Origin of the sequence: Parolsenella sp. LCP21S3_E11, from assembly GCF_052118165.1 — a bacterium.
Classification (GTDB): Bacteria; Actinomycetota; Coriobacteriia; order Coriobacteriales; family Atopobiaceae; genus Parolsenella.
Map to the genome: position 1 here is coordinate 1 of NZ_JBQKHS010000008.1, position 15,920 is coordinate 15,920.

A 15,920-nucleotide genomic window follows, 5' to 3' on the forward strand; every position below is an offset into this window, starting at 1 on the left:
GTCAATATCGGCCGGAGGGGTGGCTTTGTAAAGCCGCTTGTCTCCACCCGCGTAGCGGGTGGTTTAGAGCTGGCCGCTGCGCGGCCAGCAGACTAAAGTCTTGAAAACAAAGAAAAGGCCCGGTACCAAGCGGCACCGGGCCCAGTAGTTGCTAGGAATACCTAGATCTACTCAATGATCGTAGCGATACGACCATCGCCGACGGTGTGACCACCCTCACGAATAGCGAAGCGGTCACCCTCCTCCATGGCGATGCCGTGGATGAGGTCAGCCTCGATGGTGACGTGGTCGCCCGGCATGGCCATCTCGACACCCTCAGGGAGGACGATGGAGCCAGTGACGTCCGTGGTGCGGAAGTAGAACTGCGGACGGTAGTTGGTGAAGAACGGGGTGTGACGGCCGCCCTCCTCCTTGGTCAGAACGTAGACCTCAGCGGTGAACTTGGAGTGCGGGGTAACGGTGCCGGGCTTGCAGATGACCTGGCCGCGCTCGATGTCCTCGCGCTTGATGCCGCGGAGAAGCAGGCCAACGTTGTCGCCGGACTCGCAGAAGTCCATGGTCTTGCGGAACATCTCGATACCGGTGACGACGGAGCTCTGCGTCGGCTTGATGCCCACGATCTCGACCGGCTCGTTGAGCTTGAGCTCGCCGCGCTCGACACGACCGGTGGCAACGGTACCACGACCGGAGATGGTCATGACGTCCTCGATGGCCATCAGGAACGGCTTCTCGTTGTCACGGGCGGGCGTCGGGATGTACTCGTCGACGGCCTTCATGAGCTCGCGGACGGAGTCCATCCACTTCGGGTCGCCGTTGAGGGCGCCGAGAGCGGAACCACGGATGACGGGGATGTCGTCGCCGGGGAAGTCGTACTCGGAGAGGAGGTCACGGGTCTCCATCTCGACGAGGTCGATGAGCTCGTCATCGTCGACCATGTCGCACTTGTTCAGGAAGACGACGATGTAGGGCACGCCGACCTGACGGGCGAGAAGGATGTGCTCGCGGGTCTGAGCCATGGGGCCGTCGGTGGCGGCGATGACCAGGATAGCGCCGTCCATCTGAGCAGCGCCGGAAATCATGTTCTTGACGTAGTCAGCGTGGCCCGGGCAGTCAACGTGAGCGTAGTGACGGGCAGCCGTCTCGTACTCGACGTGAGCGACGGAGATGGTGATGCCACGCTCGCGCTCCTCGGGAGCCTTGTCGATGTTCTCGAACGCGGTGAAGTCGGCCTTGCAGCCCTCGGTCTCAGAGAGGACCTTGGTGATAGCAGCCGTCAGCGTGGTCTTGCCGTGGTCAACGTGACCAATCGTACCGATGTTCACGTGCGGCTTAGTGCGCTCAAACTTCTCCTTGGCCATTTGCCATCCTCCTCATGGATGCTAGCTTTAGGCCTTGACGGCCTTTTTGCCTATTAATATGTCCAGCGGCGCCGATTGCTCGACGCCGCGAGGGCTCTGGTAGCGGTGACTGGATTCGAACCAGTGACGCCGCGGGTATGAACCGCGTGCTCTAACCAACTGAGCTACACCGCCGTGCTTGAATGGAGCCCGCGACCGGATTCGAACCGGTGACCTCTTCGTTACCAACGAAGTGCTCTACCTACTGAGCTACACGGGCATGGTGGGGATGCTTGGACTCGAACCAAGGAACCCAGAGGGAGCGGATTTACAGTCCGCCGCAGTTGCCGCTGTGCCACATCCCCATACCGTTTTCAAGCCGCCGTCTGGGGCCGTCGCCCCTCGCAGCGGAAGAGATATTACAAGGCTGAGAAAATATTGTCAACAGAAATGGGGAAGCCGGCCACCTTCACATTTCCTTCACTTCTCGCTAGGAGCAATAAAAAGCGGGGCGACAGCCTTCTCGGCACGTCGCCCCGCTTCACCAGATCATGGAGCCAACGATAGGAATTGAACCTACAACGGCCTGTTTACAAGACAGGGGCTCTACCATTGAGCTACGTTGGCACGCATTCGCGGACAAGCCGCGTTCTTGCATGGTAGCCGAATCAAGCTGTTTCGGCTACCTCCCCAACAGCGCATTGAGCGCCGCAAGCGTCTTGGGGTCGAGGCGGTCCTCCACCGTAAGACGGCCGTGGCTTCGATCCGCCACGTCCACCTCGCGCTCGGCATCGAGCGTATCTATCTCGTGAGCGAGCATCGAGCTCGAGATTCGAGTCACGGGAATCCCACCGACCGTCGCCCTAATCGCATTGTCTGAGGTCACAACCGTTACCTCGCGCATCTCTCGGCGGCAATCGGTCACGAGCTTCTCGATGACGGAATCCGCCGTGACGCCCGTGGGTGAAAAGATCATGCGCACGCCGGCACGCCTAAGCTCAGGGTGTTCCGGGTTCACGTTTCCGGCGGCGTCAAAAACGATGACAGGGTCGTAGCGGCCCTGGGCAAAGGCGGCGACATCACCCACGAGCATGTCTCTAGCGCGCTCGAAGGGGTCACCGTCGCGAGAGCCGGGCTCAGGCTCGTCTGCGAGCTCCTTGTACCGCGGGGTGCCGAATATAACGTTGTAGCCGTCAACGACGAGAAGTTCGTTCTTGGAACGCTTAGCCACGTGCGCCACCTAGAAGTCGAAATCGCTCGTATCGGGCAGGTCGTAGTAGCCCGTCTCGTCGAAGACGACTTCGTCCGCTGCGTCACAGGTTTCAGCTCCCGTAGCGGCACCAGCAACTCCGCCTGCAGCCTCCGCCTGAGTCATGTCGCGGCGAAGCCACTCGTACGCGATTGCCGTGGTGGCCTGGGCGACGTTCAGGGACTCGACGACGCCGCGTTGGGGCAGACGGAACTCGAAGTCGCAGTGCTCGCGCACGAGACGCGAGATACCCGAGCCCTCAGAGCCCATGACGAGCGCAAGGCGTCCGTGAACCGGCGCATCCCAAATGACGTCATGCGCGTGCTCGGTGGCACCGCCAGCCCAGAAGCCATGCTCCTTGAGCTCGTCAAGGGCCGTCGCAAGGTTGGGCACCTGCGCAATGGGCAGATGCATGACCGCGCCGGCGCTCGTCTTGTAGGCACCCACGCCAACGCGGGCGGCACGGGCATTCGCGATGACGACGCCTGCCGCTCCCACGATCTCTGCCGTGCGCACGATGGCTCCGAAGTTGCCTTCGTCCGTCACGTGGTCAAGGACGATGACGAGGGCGTTGCCCTCCCCCGCCCGAGCGATGACGTCCGCCAGGGACGCATAGCGATAGGGGCGTACTTTGACCATGACGCCCTGGTGGGCGCCGTGCGAGGAGAGCGAATCGAGGATCGGTTTGGCGACTCGCTCGACCTCGACGCCGGCGGCCTCAAAGGTGCGGGCGAGATCTGCGAGCGCTTGGTCGGCGCCGCCCTGGTCCTTCTGGATTAAGGCGCGGGAAACGGGCAGACCCAGCTCGAGAGCTTCCGCAACGGCGCGACGGCCCTCGATGAGGTCGCCCTTCGAACCGGCGCGGGAGCGGTCGGGGCGGCGACTCTGCGCAGACTGGGTATCGGCATCGCGCTTTTGCGGGCGCTGAGAACGTGCAGGAGCTCCTCCGCGGGCCCCGGCGCCACGGCCCCTGCCGCTGCCCTGGGTCGAACGGCCGCCGAACCCGCCGCGGCCCTTAGAAGGGCCGCCCTGGCGCTGACCGGAAGCCGAACGGTTGTCACGGGACGCGGGGCGTCCTCCGGATCGACGTGCCATTCCTAGTCCTCCTTCTGGGCGCTCTTGATGCGCGTGCCGGCGGCCGTATCTTCGACGACAAGACCAAGGGCGGCAATGCCGTCACGGATGGCGTCGGCAACGCCCCAGTTCTTGGCGGCACGAGCCTCGGCGCGAGCGGCAACGAGGGCGTCCGCTGCCTCGTTTGCGTCGTCACCCTCATAGCCAGCCTGCTCGCGGGCAAGGTCGACGATCTCGTGTGGGAGCTCGGACGCCGAGGGGCGCACGGACTCGACGCCGAGGACGCCGAGGAGCTCGACGAGCGTATCCGAGGCGCGAAGGGCCACGGAGCCGGCAACGTTCGCGCCGGCCTCGTCAAGGTAGGTGTTCGAAGCCGTAACGAGGCCAAAGAGCGCGGCGAGGGCGCCGGCGGTGTTGAAGTCATCATCCATCTGGCGGGTGAACTCGGCGGCGGCGTCATCCACGGTCTTGCCGAAGGCGCGGTCCGCGTCATTGAGCTCGTGGCCGCTCGCGCTCGAGCTCTCCGCAGCCCAGCGGAGGTTGGCAACGGCGCCACGCACGCGCTCAAGCGTGCCCACGGCGCCATCGAGGCGATCGAAGGAGAAGTCGAGCGGCGAGCGATAGTGGGTCTGAAGCATCAGCAGACGCACGGCGTCCGCCGGATACTTGTCGAGGACCTCCTTGAGCGTGTAGAAGTTGCCGAGGCTCTTCGACATCTTCTCGCCGTTGATGAGGAGCATGCCCGAGTGCATCCACACGTTGGCCAGAGGCTCGTGCCAGCAGCACATGGCCTGCGCGTACTCGTTCTCGTGGTGCGGGAACTGCAGGTCTTGGCCGCCGCCGTGAATGTCAATCGGGGTGCCCAGGTAGCGATGGACCATCGCAGAGCACTCGGTGTGCCAGCCCGGACGACCCTTGCCCCACGGGGAGTCCCACATGGGCTCGCCCGGCTTAGCCGCCTTCCAGAGAGCGAAGTCCAGAGGGTCGTCCTTCTCCTCGTTGGCCTCGATGCGGGCACCGACCTTGAGCTCGTCGATGTTACGACCGGACACGGTGCCGTAGCTGGGATCGCTGCGGACAGAGAAGTAGACGTCGCCATTGCCGGGCGCATAGGCGTGACCCTGCTCGATGAGGCCGGAGATCATCTCGATCATGGCCTCGATCTCCTGCGTGGCGCGCGGGCGGATATCCGGATCGAGGACGCCCATGCGGTGCATCTGCTCGATGAAGGCATCGGAAAACTCGCTCGCAACGTCCTCGGAGGTGCGGCCCTGCTCGTTGGCGCGCTTGATGATCTTGTCGTCCACGTCGGTCAGATTCTGGGCGAAGGTGACCTGGTAGCCCTTGTACATGAGGTAACGGCGGATGACGTCGAAGGCCAGGAACGTGCGGCCGTTGCCGACGTGAATCTGGTCATAGACGGTGGGGCCGCAGACGTACATGCGAATCTTGCCGGGCTCGATGGGCGTAAGCTCGACTTTCTTGTGAAGTTGGGTGTTATAGACGAGCATTGGCTACTCCTTGTCCTGAAGCTGGCTCTCCAGCTCGGCGATTCGCCTCTCGAGGCGCTCCACCTTCGAGGCGAGGTCGTTGACCGTGCGATCGATGGGATCGGGAAGGTACTCGCGGTGCTCTACGTCCTCGCGTTCACGGATAATCTTGTCAATTGTAGACTGGTCCGCCATTGAAATGCAGGTGAGACGGTCGCCCGCGGCGGTACGCACGCGCACGCCTCCCTTTGTGGTGACATGACCGGGAATTCCGACGACCGTGCAGTCGGCCGGAACGTCGCGCACGACAACGGCCCCTCCGCCGACCTTGGCATTGTCGCCAAGCGTGATGTTGCCAAGGACAGACGCGCCCACGCCCACCACGACATTGTTGCCAAGCGTCGGGTGGCGCTTGCCGCCCTCCTTGCCGGTTCCACCAAGGGTCACGCCTTGGTAGAGCTGGCAATCATCGCCGATGATGGTCGTCTCCCCCACGACGATGCCCATGCCGTGGTCGATGACGAAGCGGCGGCCGATGGTCGCTCCCGGGTGGATCTCCACGCCGAAGCGGTGGCGACTCCAGGTGGAAAGCGTGCGTGCGAGGAGCTTGTGCCCGTGAGTCCACAGCCAGTGCTGGCGCCGATACGCCCAGATGGCACGCATGCCGGGCGAATTGAGCAGGATGGATATGGTTGAGGTCGCGGCCGGGTCATGAGACCTGAAGGTCGCGATGTCCTCGCGGATGCGATCAAACATGCTGATCCTAACTTGTGCCTGGGTGCTTTCCCCTCGCTCGTAACCAGAGTATGGCCCCACAGAATAGCGCGGGGTCAACAAAGCCGGGTTACGAATGGGTGAACGAGGGGTAGCTCTAGCGTGCGTCTTCCATGATGCAGACCGCCCAGGCTGCCATTCCCTCTTCGCGCCCGACGAACCCAAGGCGCTCGGTAGTGGTGGCCTTCACACCCACGCTCTCGACCCCCACGCCAAGTGCCTGCGCGAGGTTCGCGCGCATTTGCTCTCGATGGGGCGCAAGCTTGGGCACCTGGGCGGCGATCGTACAGTCGCAGTCCAGGAGCTCATAGCCACGCTCACGCGCGAGGCGCATGACCTGGGCGAGGAGCTCGAGCGAGTTGGCACCGGCATAGGCCGGATCTGTGTCGGGGAATAGTTTGCCGAGGTCTCCCAGGCGCGTGGCGCCCAAGATGGCATCTGCTACGGCATGCGTGGCGACATCCGCGTCCGAATGGCCGAGAAGCCCCAACTTGTGGGGAATCTCGACGCCGCAGAGGATAAGCTTCCTACCCTCAACGAGCTTGTGGACGTCATAGCCGTGTCCGATCCTCAACGTCATGAGGCATCACCCGCCATACGCATGGAACCCGCGTGACGCGCCGCAAGTCTCTGCTTGAGGATGGCCTCAATGGGAAGACGGTCCTCGGGCACCGTAACCTTCATGTTGTCACTCGGGCTTTCGACACAGGCAACGACCCCGCCCATGCGTTCGACGAGGGAGGAATCGTCCGTGCCCAAAAAGCCCTCGCTCGCGGCGCGCTCGTGCGCGGCAAGAACCTCATCCAGGCGAAATACCTGCGGAGTTTGCACCGCCCAGTAACGCGAGCGCTCCGGCGTCGAGCACACGACGCCGTCCTCCACGATCTTCAGCGTGTCGGCGGAGGGGTGGGCGCAGATGGCTCCGGCTATGGAGGCGTCATCGCGAACGCGGGCAATGACGCGCTCGATCGTCTCCGGCTCGATGAGGGGACGAGCTCCGTCGTGGATGGCGGCGAACTCGTAGCCCTCGGGAATTGCGTGGATGCCCGCAAGGCAGCTCTCCTGGCGAGTCGCTCCGCCGGAAACGTAGACAACGGGCGTGGCGGGCGCAAGACGGCCCACGGCAGCGCGAGTCTCGTCAACGCGGCCCCTCGGGCACACGACAACAATGGCGCCCACGGAGGGCGAGTCATCGAACGCGGCGATGGACCAGCACAGGACCGGCAAGCCGCAAAGCTCGACATACTGCTTGCCGTGCGGATCACCAAAACGCATGCCAAGGCCACCGGCAGCGATAACGGCGCAGGTATCAGGCGCAGAAGTATTGATGAGGCTCGCGTCCATCGCTACTCCTTCTTGCCCCACATGCGATAGAGGCTATCCGTGAGGATGTTCGGGTTCCTGACGCCCAGCTCGCCCAGGCGGTTGGGATTCTGCTCGATGTCATCCATGAGCTCGCGAAGGTTGCCGTACTCGTCGACGATCTTATCGGCCATGCCCTCGCGAACGACCGAGACGCGATTGAGCGTGCGCAGGCCCAGCGGCACGAGGACGCTATCCTCGTGCAGGTCATCATAGCCGAGCACCTTGGCGACACGATTGGGAGAACGCCACTGCGAGGGCGCGGCGGCATGGAGCTTGGCGCGGATTGCCTCGGCGTTCTCCTCCGAGGAATCACGGGCGTAGTCGCGGATCATGAGAAGGTACTCGTGGTCCATGTCGCCAGCGAGCTGTTCGCGCTGCATCTCGACGGTGCGACCCTCGCTGCCCAGCTGGTCGATGATGCGATCGAGCTCGTCCGCGGCGGTCATGAGGGTCTCGAAGTAGTTGAGGATCGTCGTGACGTCCGCAAGGGTGACGTAGTTGTCGAGTTCGAGCGTGGAGAGGCGCAGCAGGGCACGGTCGAGCGACTGGCGCGTGGTCTGGAGGGTGGTGATGAGCTGCGAGGCACTCGCCATAAGCTGCGGGACGCTCTTGAGCTGGAAGGACCTTCCACCCACATATAGGTTGACGACCTGGCGGCGCTCCGAGACCGAAATCACGAGCGCCTTCGTGAGAAGGCTCATGCGAGCGGCGGTGCGGTGACGCATGCCCGTCTCGCTCGTGGGGAGGCTCGGGTCCGGGTTCAGGTGGAAGTTCGCGCGAAGGATCTGGGTAAGGTCGCGGTCGACGACGATGGCGCCGTCCATCTTCGAGAGCTCGAAGAGACGGTTCGCGGTAAAGGAGATGTTCAGGGGGAAGCCGTCATTGCCAGCGCCGAGAACGGTCTCCGTGTCGCCCACGCAGATGAGCGCGCCGAGGTGGCCGGCAATGATCATGTCGAGCGCACGACGCACGGCAGTGCCAGGAGCAGTGATCGCAATTGCCCGCTGAAGACGTTCCTCAAGGGACTCCTCAACGGGCACTCCCTCGTTTTCGACGTTCTTCTCGACTTCCTGATCCATAACGCCCCCTCAAGTTGCATGTTTTTTCAAGTATACGCGCCCGCGGCTTGCCTTCTCTCTATCGACACAAGCTCGAAATCAGCGGACAGCCGATGTGAAGCGCGGGGCGGGAGCAGAACGTCGGATAGGCACAGAGTCCGGGATGGACCGGGCGCGGGGCACAGGGACAGCCACACGAGGCGGCCAGGGCGTGGGGACAGCTGCGCGAGGCGGCCCGGGCGTGGGGCGCGAGGGTGGAGGCGTACGGGATAGCCCGGGTGCGAGGCCGCGCCGTTCCCCTCGCCGCGCCGCCCCGTGTCTCGCCGCGCCGTTCCCCTCGCCGCGCCGCCCCGCCCGCCGCGCCGCTCCTCTCGTTACCGTGGCGCTTTTACACGTCCCGCCCGTTGGCATGGCGCTTCTGCACGCTCAAGGCCCGCGCAGCGCGCAATAACGCCGCAGCAATGGAGCCAGCGTGCAGGAACGCCGCGCCCCCGTCCTTTGCGCATCGAATTAAGAGTCGCACTACACCCCGCCGAATCCGTGGCGACGCTTCGACATACATACAGGCATTCAATCCGTTTAAGCGTGCAATTTGTCGCCACGGATTGCATGGCCAACCGCCGCCGCTCAGTTTCGTCGCGCTTAGGACACTTATATGTGTCGAAGGAGCGCCAGGGTCCCGGTCGTCCCAACCTCAGGCGGCCCCATGGCACGCGGGCGCGCGCTTTGTCGCACTTGGGGCGCTTATGTGTGTCATGTGCCACATGCCAGTGCTCCGATGTCGGCAGGCCGCCAACACGTGAAGGCGCCCTCTTCCCACGGCACCCCCGCACGTCAAGCGCACGCCAAACGAGCGCACAAAAAAGGCCCGCACCACGAGGATGCGGGCCCACCAAAGCCGGCTGCGAGTCGGTAAGTCGGCGATGGAAATGAGGAGGATGCGAAGCGCCTACGTCTTCTCGACGAAAGCGGCGCCAGGATGCGAAGCGCCTACGCCTTCACGGCGAGAGCGGCGCTAGGAATCGAGCGCCTGCGCCTTCTCGGCGAGAGCAGCGCCAGGAGTCGAGCGCCTAGGCCTTCTCGGTAGCAGTGGTACCAGAAGCGGCACCCTTGCCAGCGGAAGCGGAGACGTGCTCGCGGCCGAGCTCGGTCCACTCGGGCTGCTCGTCGGGCATGGAGCCGGCCTCCTTGCCAAAGAGCTCCTTGAGGCAGTTCACGGCAACGATGAGGCCGAGGACCATCAGCAGGACGGCGAAGACGAGCTGCAGACCCTTGGTGGCGGCCACGGACACGGCAGCGGTGGTCTCGGTGGCAGGGATGGTGCCAAAGAAGCCATAGGCGGAGACGGCGGCGTAGCAGCCGAGGGCGCTCTGAACGAGCGAGGTGAAGGTGCAGACCAGCAGGAACGCGACGGGCACGTAGAGCATCCAGCCCTTGCGGCCAGTGCACTTGCAGAACACGGCAAGCGTGATCATCGTCATGCCGCCGAGCAGCTGGTTAGAAGCACCGAAGAGCGGCCAGATGTTGAGGTAGCCGCCGAAGGTGAGGGCCAGGCCCGGAACCAGCGTGACGACCGTGGCGAACCAGGGGTTACCGAGGACCTTCATGGCGCCGCTCTTGGAGTCGATGGCCAGAGCGTCGTTGGAGGAAGCGAAGAACTCGGAGAAGGAGGTGCGGGCGATGCGGGCAACGGCATCAAGCGAGGTCAGGCAGAGAGCGGAAACGTTCATCTGCATGAAGACGGTGGCGACGGTGCTATCGACGCCGAAGGCGGTCATGCCCTTAGCGACGCCACGGGCGAAGACCTGGAAGGCCGTGCCCACCTCAGCGCCATCGGCACCAAGGGTGTTGACCGTAGACCACATGATGCCAGCGATGACGATGGCAAGGATGCCGACGAAGGACTCGAGGACCATCGCGCCATAGCCGACCTTCACGGCGTCGGCCTCGTTAGAGACCTGCTTGGAGGAGGTGCCAGAGGAGACGAGGCTGTGGAAGCCAGAGAGGGCGCCGCAAGCGACGGAGACGAACAGGACGGGGAACATCATGCCGGACTTCGTGGAGAAGCCAGTGAACATCGGGGCGGTCATCGTGGCCTGGCCATTGACGCCGAGGACGACGATGCCGAAGACGGCGCAGACGATCATGGTGAGCATCATGATGGTCGTGAGGTAATCGCGCGGCTGCTTGAGCGTCTGGATGGGCATGGCGCCGGCAAAGACCAGGTAGACCATGACGATGGCGATCCAGGCGTTGGTGCCGAGACGCAGCGGGGCAGCCATGCCGACGGCGAACATGGCAACGACCATGACGACGGCGACGACGAACTCGGCAGCACCCTTGAGGTTGAACTTGTTACGGGCCCAACCAAAGGCGATAGCGACGAACGTGAACAGGATCGAGATCGTGCCCGTGGAGGCGGCGGCGTAGTTCACGGCGTCGGAAGCCTTGGCGGACTGGGCAAACGTGCCGCAGACCATCGAGGTGAAGGCAGCGATGACGATGATGCAGAAGAGCCAGCAGAAGAGCAGGAACAGGCGACGGCCAGTCTTGCCGATGTACTTGTCAACGAGCTGGGCGAGCGACTTGCCGTTGTTCTTCATCGAGGCATAGAGGGCGCCAAAGTCGTGGACGGCGCCGAAGAAGATGCCGCCAACGAGAACCCACAGGACGACGGGCAGCCAGCCGAAGGCCATGGCGACGATGGTGCCCGTAACAGGGCCGGCGCCGCAGATCGAGCTGAACTGGTGCGAGAAGACGGTGAAGGCAGAGGCCGGGGAGAAGGCGTTGCCATCCTCCATACGACGAGCCGGGGTGACGGCGCTCACGTCGACGCCCCACTTATTGGCCAGCCAGCGACCATAAAGCATGTAGCCGGCAAAGAGCACGGCTGCACAAACGACCATAACAGCGATTCCGTTCACAAAAAGCTCCTTCCATTCCAGGAGAAAATCGCGAGACAAGAAAAGGGGCCGCTGGGTTTATCACCCTGCGGCCCCTCATAAGGCCGCCCGAAGATTCGGGCGGCTCGCATTCAGCCACCCGTCTTAGATAATGACGACCTCAATAATGGATAGCTGCATGTTCATTGCGATGTGCTCCTGATTCACCTTGGCGCGTATCCCCACGCGCCACCCCCAGTGGATGGTTCAGCATCTTCGTCGCGTGGCCCGACAGTGTCAACAAAAAGATGCTTACTGAATAACATTGGAAACAGACGCGTAACATTATGCAGAAGTTATGTAGTTTCACGCGTTCTCAAGACTATCTCACGCGAGTCGTGTGGCTCGAACAATCGCCCCCATCGCTCAGCGGGAGGCGACGCCGAGACAAGCGCTGCCAAGGCCGCGCGGCAAAGGCGGGAGAAACGCCCGTCCCGCCGCAGGTCAAACGTTCTCCTTGCTACCATAAGATTCAAAGGAGGAGAGCATGTCCATCGATCCACATTTTGAAGACTATCAGCGCCTGAGCGTGCGCTTTGCCCGCGATCTCGACCCTCGAGATCCCTTTGGCGCCGCGCGCGCCGCGGCGGATTTCGCTCGTCGCTATCGCTCCAACAGGGACTCACTTCCGCAAACGGACGCAGACCGCGCCTTCCACCTCGTGGTCAAGGCGAGCGACCTCATTGACTACCAGTTGCCCTTCGCCACGGATGATTCCGTCGCGCAGAAGATCATTCTCGAAGCGCGCAAATGCCTCAACGAGGCGCTCGACCTAGACCCCTCGTGCCATGACGCACGCCGCATGCTTGCCGCCGCGTCAAGCGGATCCCCCACCGCCTACCACCGCTACCTTGCAGACAACGCCGCCAGCGTTCGCGAGGCGTGCGAACGCGACGCGGCTTCATACGAGCTTCCCGAGGGCGACCTCAAGGATGTCGCCACGTTGCTTGCCTTCCGCCCCTATCTCCGTTGGATTGCCATCGAAGCATCCAACGCTCTCGTCTGCGGCCGCTACCGTCTTGGCATACAGCTCGCCAACGAGGCGCTCGAGCTCGACCCGAGCGACCCTGTTGGTGTGCGCCTCACGCTCGCCATCGCATACGCAAAGCTCGAGGACGAAGAGGCGTTCGCGTCGCTTTACGCCGATGCCCGCAAGGCCGCCGGCAACGGCCCCCTGCCCGGCGCCGCCTGGTATTCCCTCGCGCGCATGGCCCTCGCCTTCAAGCGGGAGGACCGTGATGCCGCTGAGGAGGAGATTCGCGCGATCATAGCGGCGTATCCCAACGCGGGGACCACGCTCACTCGCCAGGATGACCTACCGGACGGCATCTTCTGCCGCATCTGCGTCGCGCCCGGGAGCGAAGACGAGCTCATCCTCGCCACCTCCGAGGCGACGGTCCTGCTGCAGGAAGGCTTCGACGCCAATGAGCGTGGCACGCTCGGCTCATGGGTCTCCTCGAGGCCCGATGTCGCCGAGGCCTACGCTCGCGAGGCCGCAATTGACCCGACGCTCAAGGAGGGCCAGTCATGAGATACGCGGACGAGCTGATTGACCGCCTGTCATGGCGACGCGCTGAAAAACTCGGCAAGCTCTCGGAGGATGCCTTCGACGAGCTCAAGCTTGCCGTCACGAGAGACCCCGATTCGTTCCTCGAGCACAGGGGAGACCTCGCGTTCAAACACCTTGCCGACGCGCTTGCCGCCAATGACCTCGCCCAGGCGGAGGAGGAGTTTCTTGACGACGAGGGGTACGAATCCTCCCGCAATCGCAGGCTCGACAAGCTTCGTACGGCATGCGCGGAGGCGATCTCCATGGACGGGGATTGCCTCGACGCTCGCACGATCGCTGCCATGCTTGGCGCCAAGGACCCCGACGCCTCGTTGGCGGCGCTCCTGAAGCTCGCCGGTGAGATCGAACTTGATACGGAGCCGAGGGAGAAGAAAGGCAACGCCTCTCCGTCCGCGCTGGGGGCAGATGACCCTACGTCTGATGGTGACGAGGCCCCTCTCGCCACCGCCTCCGAGTGGGACGACGTCTTCGCACGCCCTCGCCTGCGCCTCCTGAGCTCCATCGCTCGCGCGAGGCTCGAGACCGCCCGCTACAAGAACGCCTGCAAAACGTGCGAGCGCCTCATCGAGCTCGACCCCACAGACCAGCTCGGCGCTCGATATACCTGGGCAATCGCGCTCGCGCGCCTTGAGGACGAGAAGGGCTTCGATGCCCTTGACGCACGATTCGGCAGGCAGGGCAACGCGTGGAACCACCTCGCGCGCACGCTGCTCATGTTCAAGCTTGACCGCATGCCCGCCGCACGCCGCGCCCTTCGTGGGTACACAAGCCTATGCCGAGGCGGCGCCTACGCTCTTCTTCGGCCGACGTTCGTCGAAGGATACCTCCCCGATCGCCCCGCTTTTGAACCGGGCAGCTTTGAGGAAGCGGCGCTCGCCGTTCACGAGTGCGATTCCGTCGTGATGGACACGCCCGACTTCCTCGCGTGGGCGACCGCGCAGGACGGCTTCGCCGCGCAGGCAGAGAAATTCGCACGCGATAACGACCTCGACTGGTAGGTAGAGCACCGAATTCGCACCAGCATCCTTCGGCGCACGCCAAAGCCGGGTCTCATTGCGAATTGCGTAAAGCGCGGCATAACAAGCCGCATGCTCTGATATACTCTCGTTCGCCGTCCCCATCGTCTAGCGGCCCAGGACGCCACCCTTTCAAGGTGGATATCGCGGGTTCGAATCCCGCTGGGGGCACCAGACATTGCAGCAGGTCAGAGGAATTCGCGCCTCTGACCTGCTTCTTTTTTGCGCGCGGCGCTGCATGGAGCTGCAGGGCGGTGCGCCACATGGAGCTGCAAGGCGGCACGTCGCATAGACATTTACGCGGTGCGCCGCATGGAGCTGCGGAGCGGCGCGTCGCATGGACACGCGAGACGTCACGCCGCACTCCGCAAACGCAAAACCCACCCGTTGACTTCCCATACGACGTCTGTATACTCCTCTGTTGTTAGATGTTTGTCTAACTATCTAATTGCCGAGAGAAATACGAACACCTCACCAAGGAGGCGTTATGGCAGGAGAGGGATTCAAGGCGCTCGCCGACCCGACGCGCAGACGCATTCTCGAGCTACTCAAGTCGGGCGACCTCACGGCGGGCGAGCTCGCCCGGAACTTTGACGTCAGCAAGCCAACGCTCAGTCACCACCTGGCAACGCTCAAGGCTGCCGGCCTCGTCACAGACGAGCGCCACGGCCAGAACATCATCTATAGCCTCAACACCACCGTCATGCAGGACCTGATTGGCTGGTTCCTTGGCTTTAAGGAGGACTCTCATGAATAGCACCAACAACGGCAGCGCCCGGAACCTCATCTCGCGCAACTGCCTCATCGCGCTCGCCGCGCTTTCCGTCGCGAACGTCATCGCGCATCTCATCGCGCTTCCAAGCTTGCCCGCACAAATACCCACCCACTGGGACGCTGGCGGCGAGATTAACGGCTGGGGGCCGAGCTGGAAGGCAACTGCCTTGGGCGCGCTGCCCCTCGGGATGCTCGTCCTCTTCTGCGTGATTCCGCTCATCGATCCCAAGGGCAATGGCTATGCCCGCGCCGGGAAGTTCTACCAACGCTTCGTTGTCGTTTTTACCCTGCTTATGATCGCCGTCAGCTGGCTTCCCGAGCTTACCGTCTGGGGCGTGATCGCAGCCAAGGGCTCCACGAACGTCATCGTCTCCGTGCTGATCGGCGCGTTGCTCGTTGACATCGGCAACTACATGCCCCGTATCGGTCAGAACTACACCATGGGAGTGAAAACCCCCTGGGCGCTCAATGACCCGGAGAACTGGCGCCGCACCCAGCGCTTTGGCGGCAAGTGCTTTGTGCTCATGGGAATTGCCGTCGCAGCATTTGGCTTCGCGGGGCCCTACCTCACGGACGCTGTTGCCGCAGCAGCGATCAGCGTGGTCTGCCTTGGGGGATGCATCGCGATGTACGCCTACTCCTACCTGCTGTTTATTGGCAAGATTCGCTAAGAACTCATCCGCGCTCGACCCGCCAGGCCCAAGCATCGGCCTTCCCGCCTTCGCACGATTCGGCGAACGGCAGCGGCTCACGCAAATAAACCCCTACACAAACGGGAGAGAAACGGCTAAAGTACGCGCTTGTCGAATTGAATTTTCGCCTGAGCGCACGTGCCACGCCATAAACGAACTCGCAATCACACCTCCACGAGTCGCCAGGTATCTGTCGTTTTAGAAGGACGGCAATGAAGCACATCCTCATGGCTTGTGGCACGGGCATTTGCACCTCGTCTGCGGTACGCGATCGTGTCTGCCAGATTCTCGATTCTCACGGGTTCGCCGGCACCTATGACGTCACCCCGTGCAAGATGGCTGATGTCCCGGCGCTCGCCGAGTCGCACGACTTCCTCATCGCCGTCACGCTCATCCCCGGCACCCTCGACATCCCGTACGTGAACGGCACGCCGTTCCTCACGGGAGGCGACACCAGCGCCTCAGAGCGCTCCCTGCTCGCGCTCATGCGCGCACCCAGCCGCGCTCGCGCGTCGGTTTGCTCTTAGCCCGCGCCCGGCGCGGACAACGGGAGCGCGGCACCCACACCAGGGCCAGCAA

At 63.3% G+C, this 15,920-nt stretch carries 14 protein-coding genes and 5 tRNA genes; 6 read left to right on the plus strand and 13 right to left on the minus strand.

Going from position 1 to position 15,920, the window contains the following annotated elements; translation table 11 throughout:
* Nucleotides 1-167 precede the first annotated feature (167 nt).
* The 13 genes from tuf to ACTQ1Z_RS07355 form a co-directional block, all read right to left on the minus strand.
* A complete protein-coding gene (tuf, locus tag ACTQ1Z_RS07295; protein ID WP_441859900.1) occupies nt 168-1,358 on the minus strand; it encodes an elongation factor Tu in 1,191 nt (396 codons plus the stop codon).
* A gap of 97 nt (nt 1,359-1,455) precedes the next feature.
* A tRNA-Met gene (locus ACTQ1Z_RS07300) sits at nt 1,456-1,532 on the minus strand.
* 9 nt (nt 1,533-1,541) lie between these two features.
* Nucleotides 1,542-1,617, minus strand: a tRNA-Thr gene (locus ACTQ1Z_RS07305).
* Nucleotide 1,618: 1 nt separating this feature from the next.
* Nucleotides 1,619-1,702 (minus strand) — tRNA-Tyr (locus tag ACTQ1Z_RS07310).
* Nucleotides 1,703-1,889: 187 nt separating this feature from the next.
* Nucleotides 1,890-1,964 (minus strand) — tRNA-Thr (locus ACTQ1Z_RS07315).
* 55 nt (nt 1,965-2,019) lie between these two features.
* A complete protein-coding gene (locus ACTQ1Z_RS07320; RefSeq protein WP_293814390.1) occupies nt 2,020-2,568 on the minus strand; it encodes an NYN domain-containing protein in 549 nt (182 codons plus the stop codon).
* Nucleotides 2,569-2,577: 9 nt separating this feature from the next.
* Nucleotides 2,578-3,681, minus strand: a complete 1,104-nt coding sequence (gene rlmB / locus ACTQ1Z_RS07325; RefSeq protein WP_441859902.1) for a 23S rRNA (guanosine(2251)-2'-O)-methyltransferase RlmB — start codon at nt 3,679-3,681, stop codon at nt 2,578-2,580.
* Between the two features lie 2 nt (nt 3,682-3,683).
* The gene (cysS, locus tag ACTQ1Z_RS07330; protein ID WP_320679640.1) at nt 3,684-5,171 is read right to left on the minus strand and encodes a cysteine--tRNA ligase; all 1,488 of its coding nucleotides are present in this window, start codon (nt 5,169-5,171) and stop codon (nt 3,684-3,686) included.
* A gap of 3 nt (nt 5,172-5,174) precedes the next feature.
* Nucleotides 5,175-5,906, minus strand: a complete 732-nt coding sequence (gene cysE / locus ACTQ1Z_RS07335) for a serine O-acetyltransferase (protein WP_320679639.1) — start codon at nt 5,904-5,906, stop codon at nt 5,175-5,177.
* A gap of 115 nt (nt 5,907-6,021) precedes the next feature.
* On the minus strand, nt 6,022-6,504 hold the full coding sequence (ispF, locus tag ACTQ1Z_RS07340) for a 2-C-methyl-D-erythritol 2,4-cyclodiphosphate synthase (protein WP_320679638.1): 483 nt from the start codon (nt 6,502-6,504) through the stop codon (nt 6,022-6,024).
* Nucleotides 6,501-7,268: a 2-C-methyl-D-erythritol 4-phosphate cytidylyltransferase gene (gene ispD, locus ACTQ1Z_RS07345; protein ID WP_320679636.1), complete on the minus strand. Its 768-nt coding sequence runs from the start codon at nt 7,266-7,268 to the stop codon at nt 6,501-6,503. Before ispD ends, ispF begins: the two co-directional genes overlap by 4 nt.
* Before the next feature lie 2 nt (nt 7,269-7,270).
* Entirely contained in the window at nt 7,271-8,368 is a 1,098-nt protein-coding gene (disA, locus tag ACTQ1Z_RS07350; protein ID WP_320679634.1) for a DNA integrity scanning diadenylate cyclase DisA, read from the minus strand.
* 1,049 nt (nt 8,369-9,417) lie between these two features.
* A complete protein-coding gene (locus tag ACTQ1Z_RS07355) occupies nt 9,418-11,271 on the minus strand; it encodes a carbon starvation CstA family protein (RefSeq protein WP_320679633.1) in 1,854 nt (617 codons plus the stop codon).
* Nucleotides 11,272-11,776: 505 nt separating this feature from the next.
* Between ACTQ1Z_RS07355 and ACTQ1Z_RS07360 the strand changes: the two genes are divergently transcribed.
* The 6 genes from ACTQ1Z_RS07360 (at nt 11,777) to ACTQ1Z_RS07385 (ending at nt 15,868) form a co-directional block, all read left to right on the plus strand.
* Nucleotides 11,777-12,820 carry a tetratricopeptide repeat protein gene (locus tag ACTQ1Z_RS07360; RefSeq protein ID WP_441859907.1) on the plus strand — a complete coding sequence of 348 codons (1,044 nt, stop codon included), beginning with the start codon at nt 11,777-11,779 and terminating at the stop codon, nt 12,818-12,820.
* Entirely contained in the window at nt 12,817-13,857 is a 1,041-nt protein-coding gene (locus tag ACTQ1Z_RS07365; RefSeq protein WP_320679630.1) for a hypothetical protein, read from the plus strand. The genes ACTQ1Z_RS07360 and ACTQ1Z_RS07365 overlap by 4 nt, the downstream gene beginning before the upstream one ends.
* A gap of 115 nt (nt 13,858-13,972) precedes the next feature.
* Nucleotides 13,973-14,049, plus strand: a tRNA-Glu gene (locus tag ACTQ1Z_RS07370).
* A gap of 313 nt (nt 14,050-14,362) precedes the next feature.
* Entirely contained in the window at nt 14,363-14,632 is a 270-nt protein-coding gene (locus tag ACTQ1Z_RS07375; protein ID WP_320679628.1) for an autorepressor SdpR family transcription factor, read from the plus strand.
* Complete coding sequence (locus ACTQ1Z_RS07380; RefSeq protein ID WP_441859910.1) at nt 14,625-15,320, plus strand: SdpI family protein; 696 nt, start codon at nt 14,625-14,627, stop codon at nt 15,318-15,320. Before ACTQ1Z_RS07375 ends, ACTQ1Z_RS07380 begins: the two co-directional genes overlap by 8 nt.
* Before the next feature lie 233 nt (nt 15,321-15,553).
* Nucleotides 15,554-15,868 carry a PTS sugar transporter subunit IIB gene (locus tag ACTQ1Z_RS07385; RefSeq protein WP_320679625.1) on the plus strand — a complete coding sequence of 105 codons (315 nt, stop codon included), beginning with the start codon at nt 15,554-15,556 and terminating at the stop codon, nt 15,866-15,868.
* The last annotated feature ends 52 nt before the right edge of the window (nt 15,869-15,920 follow it).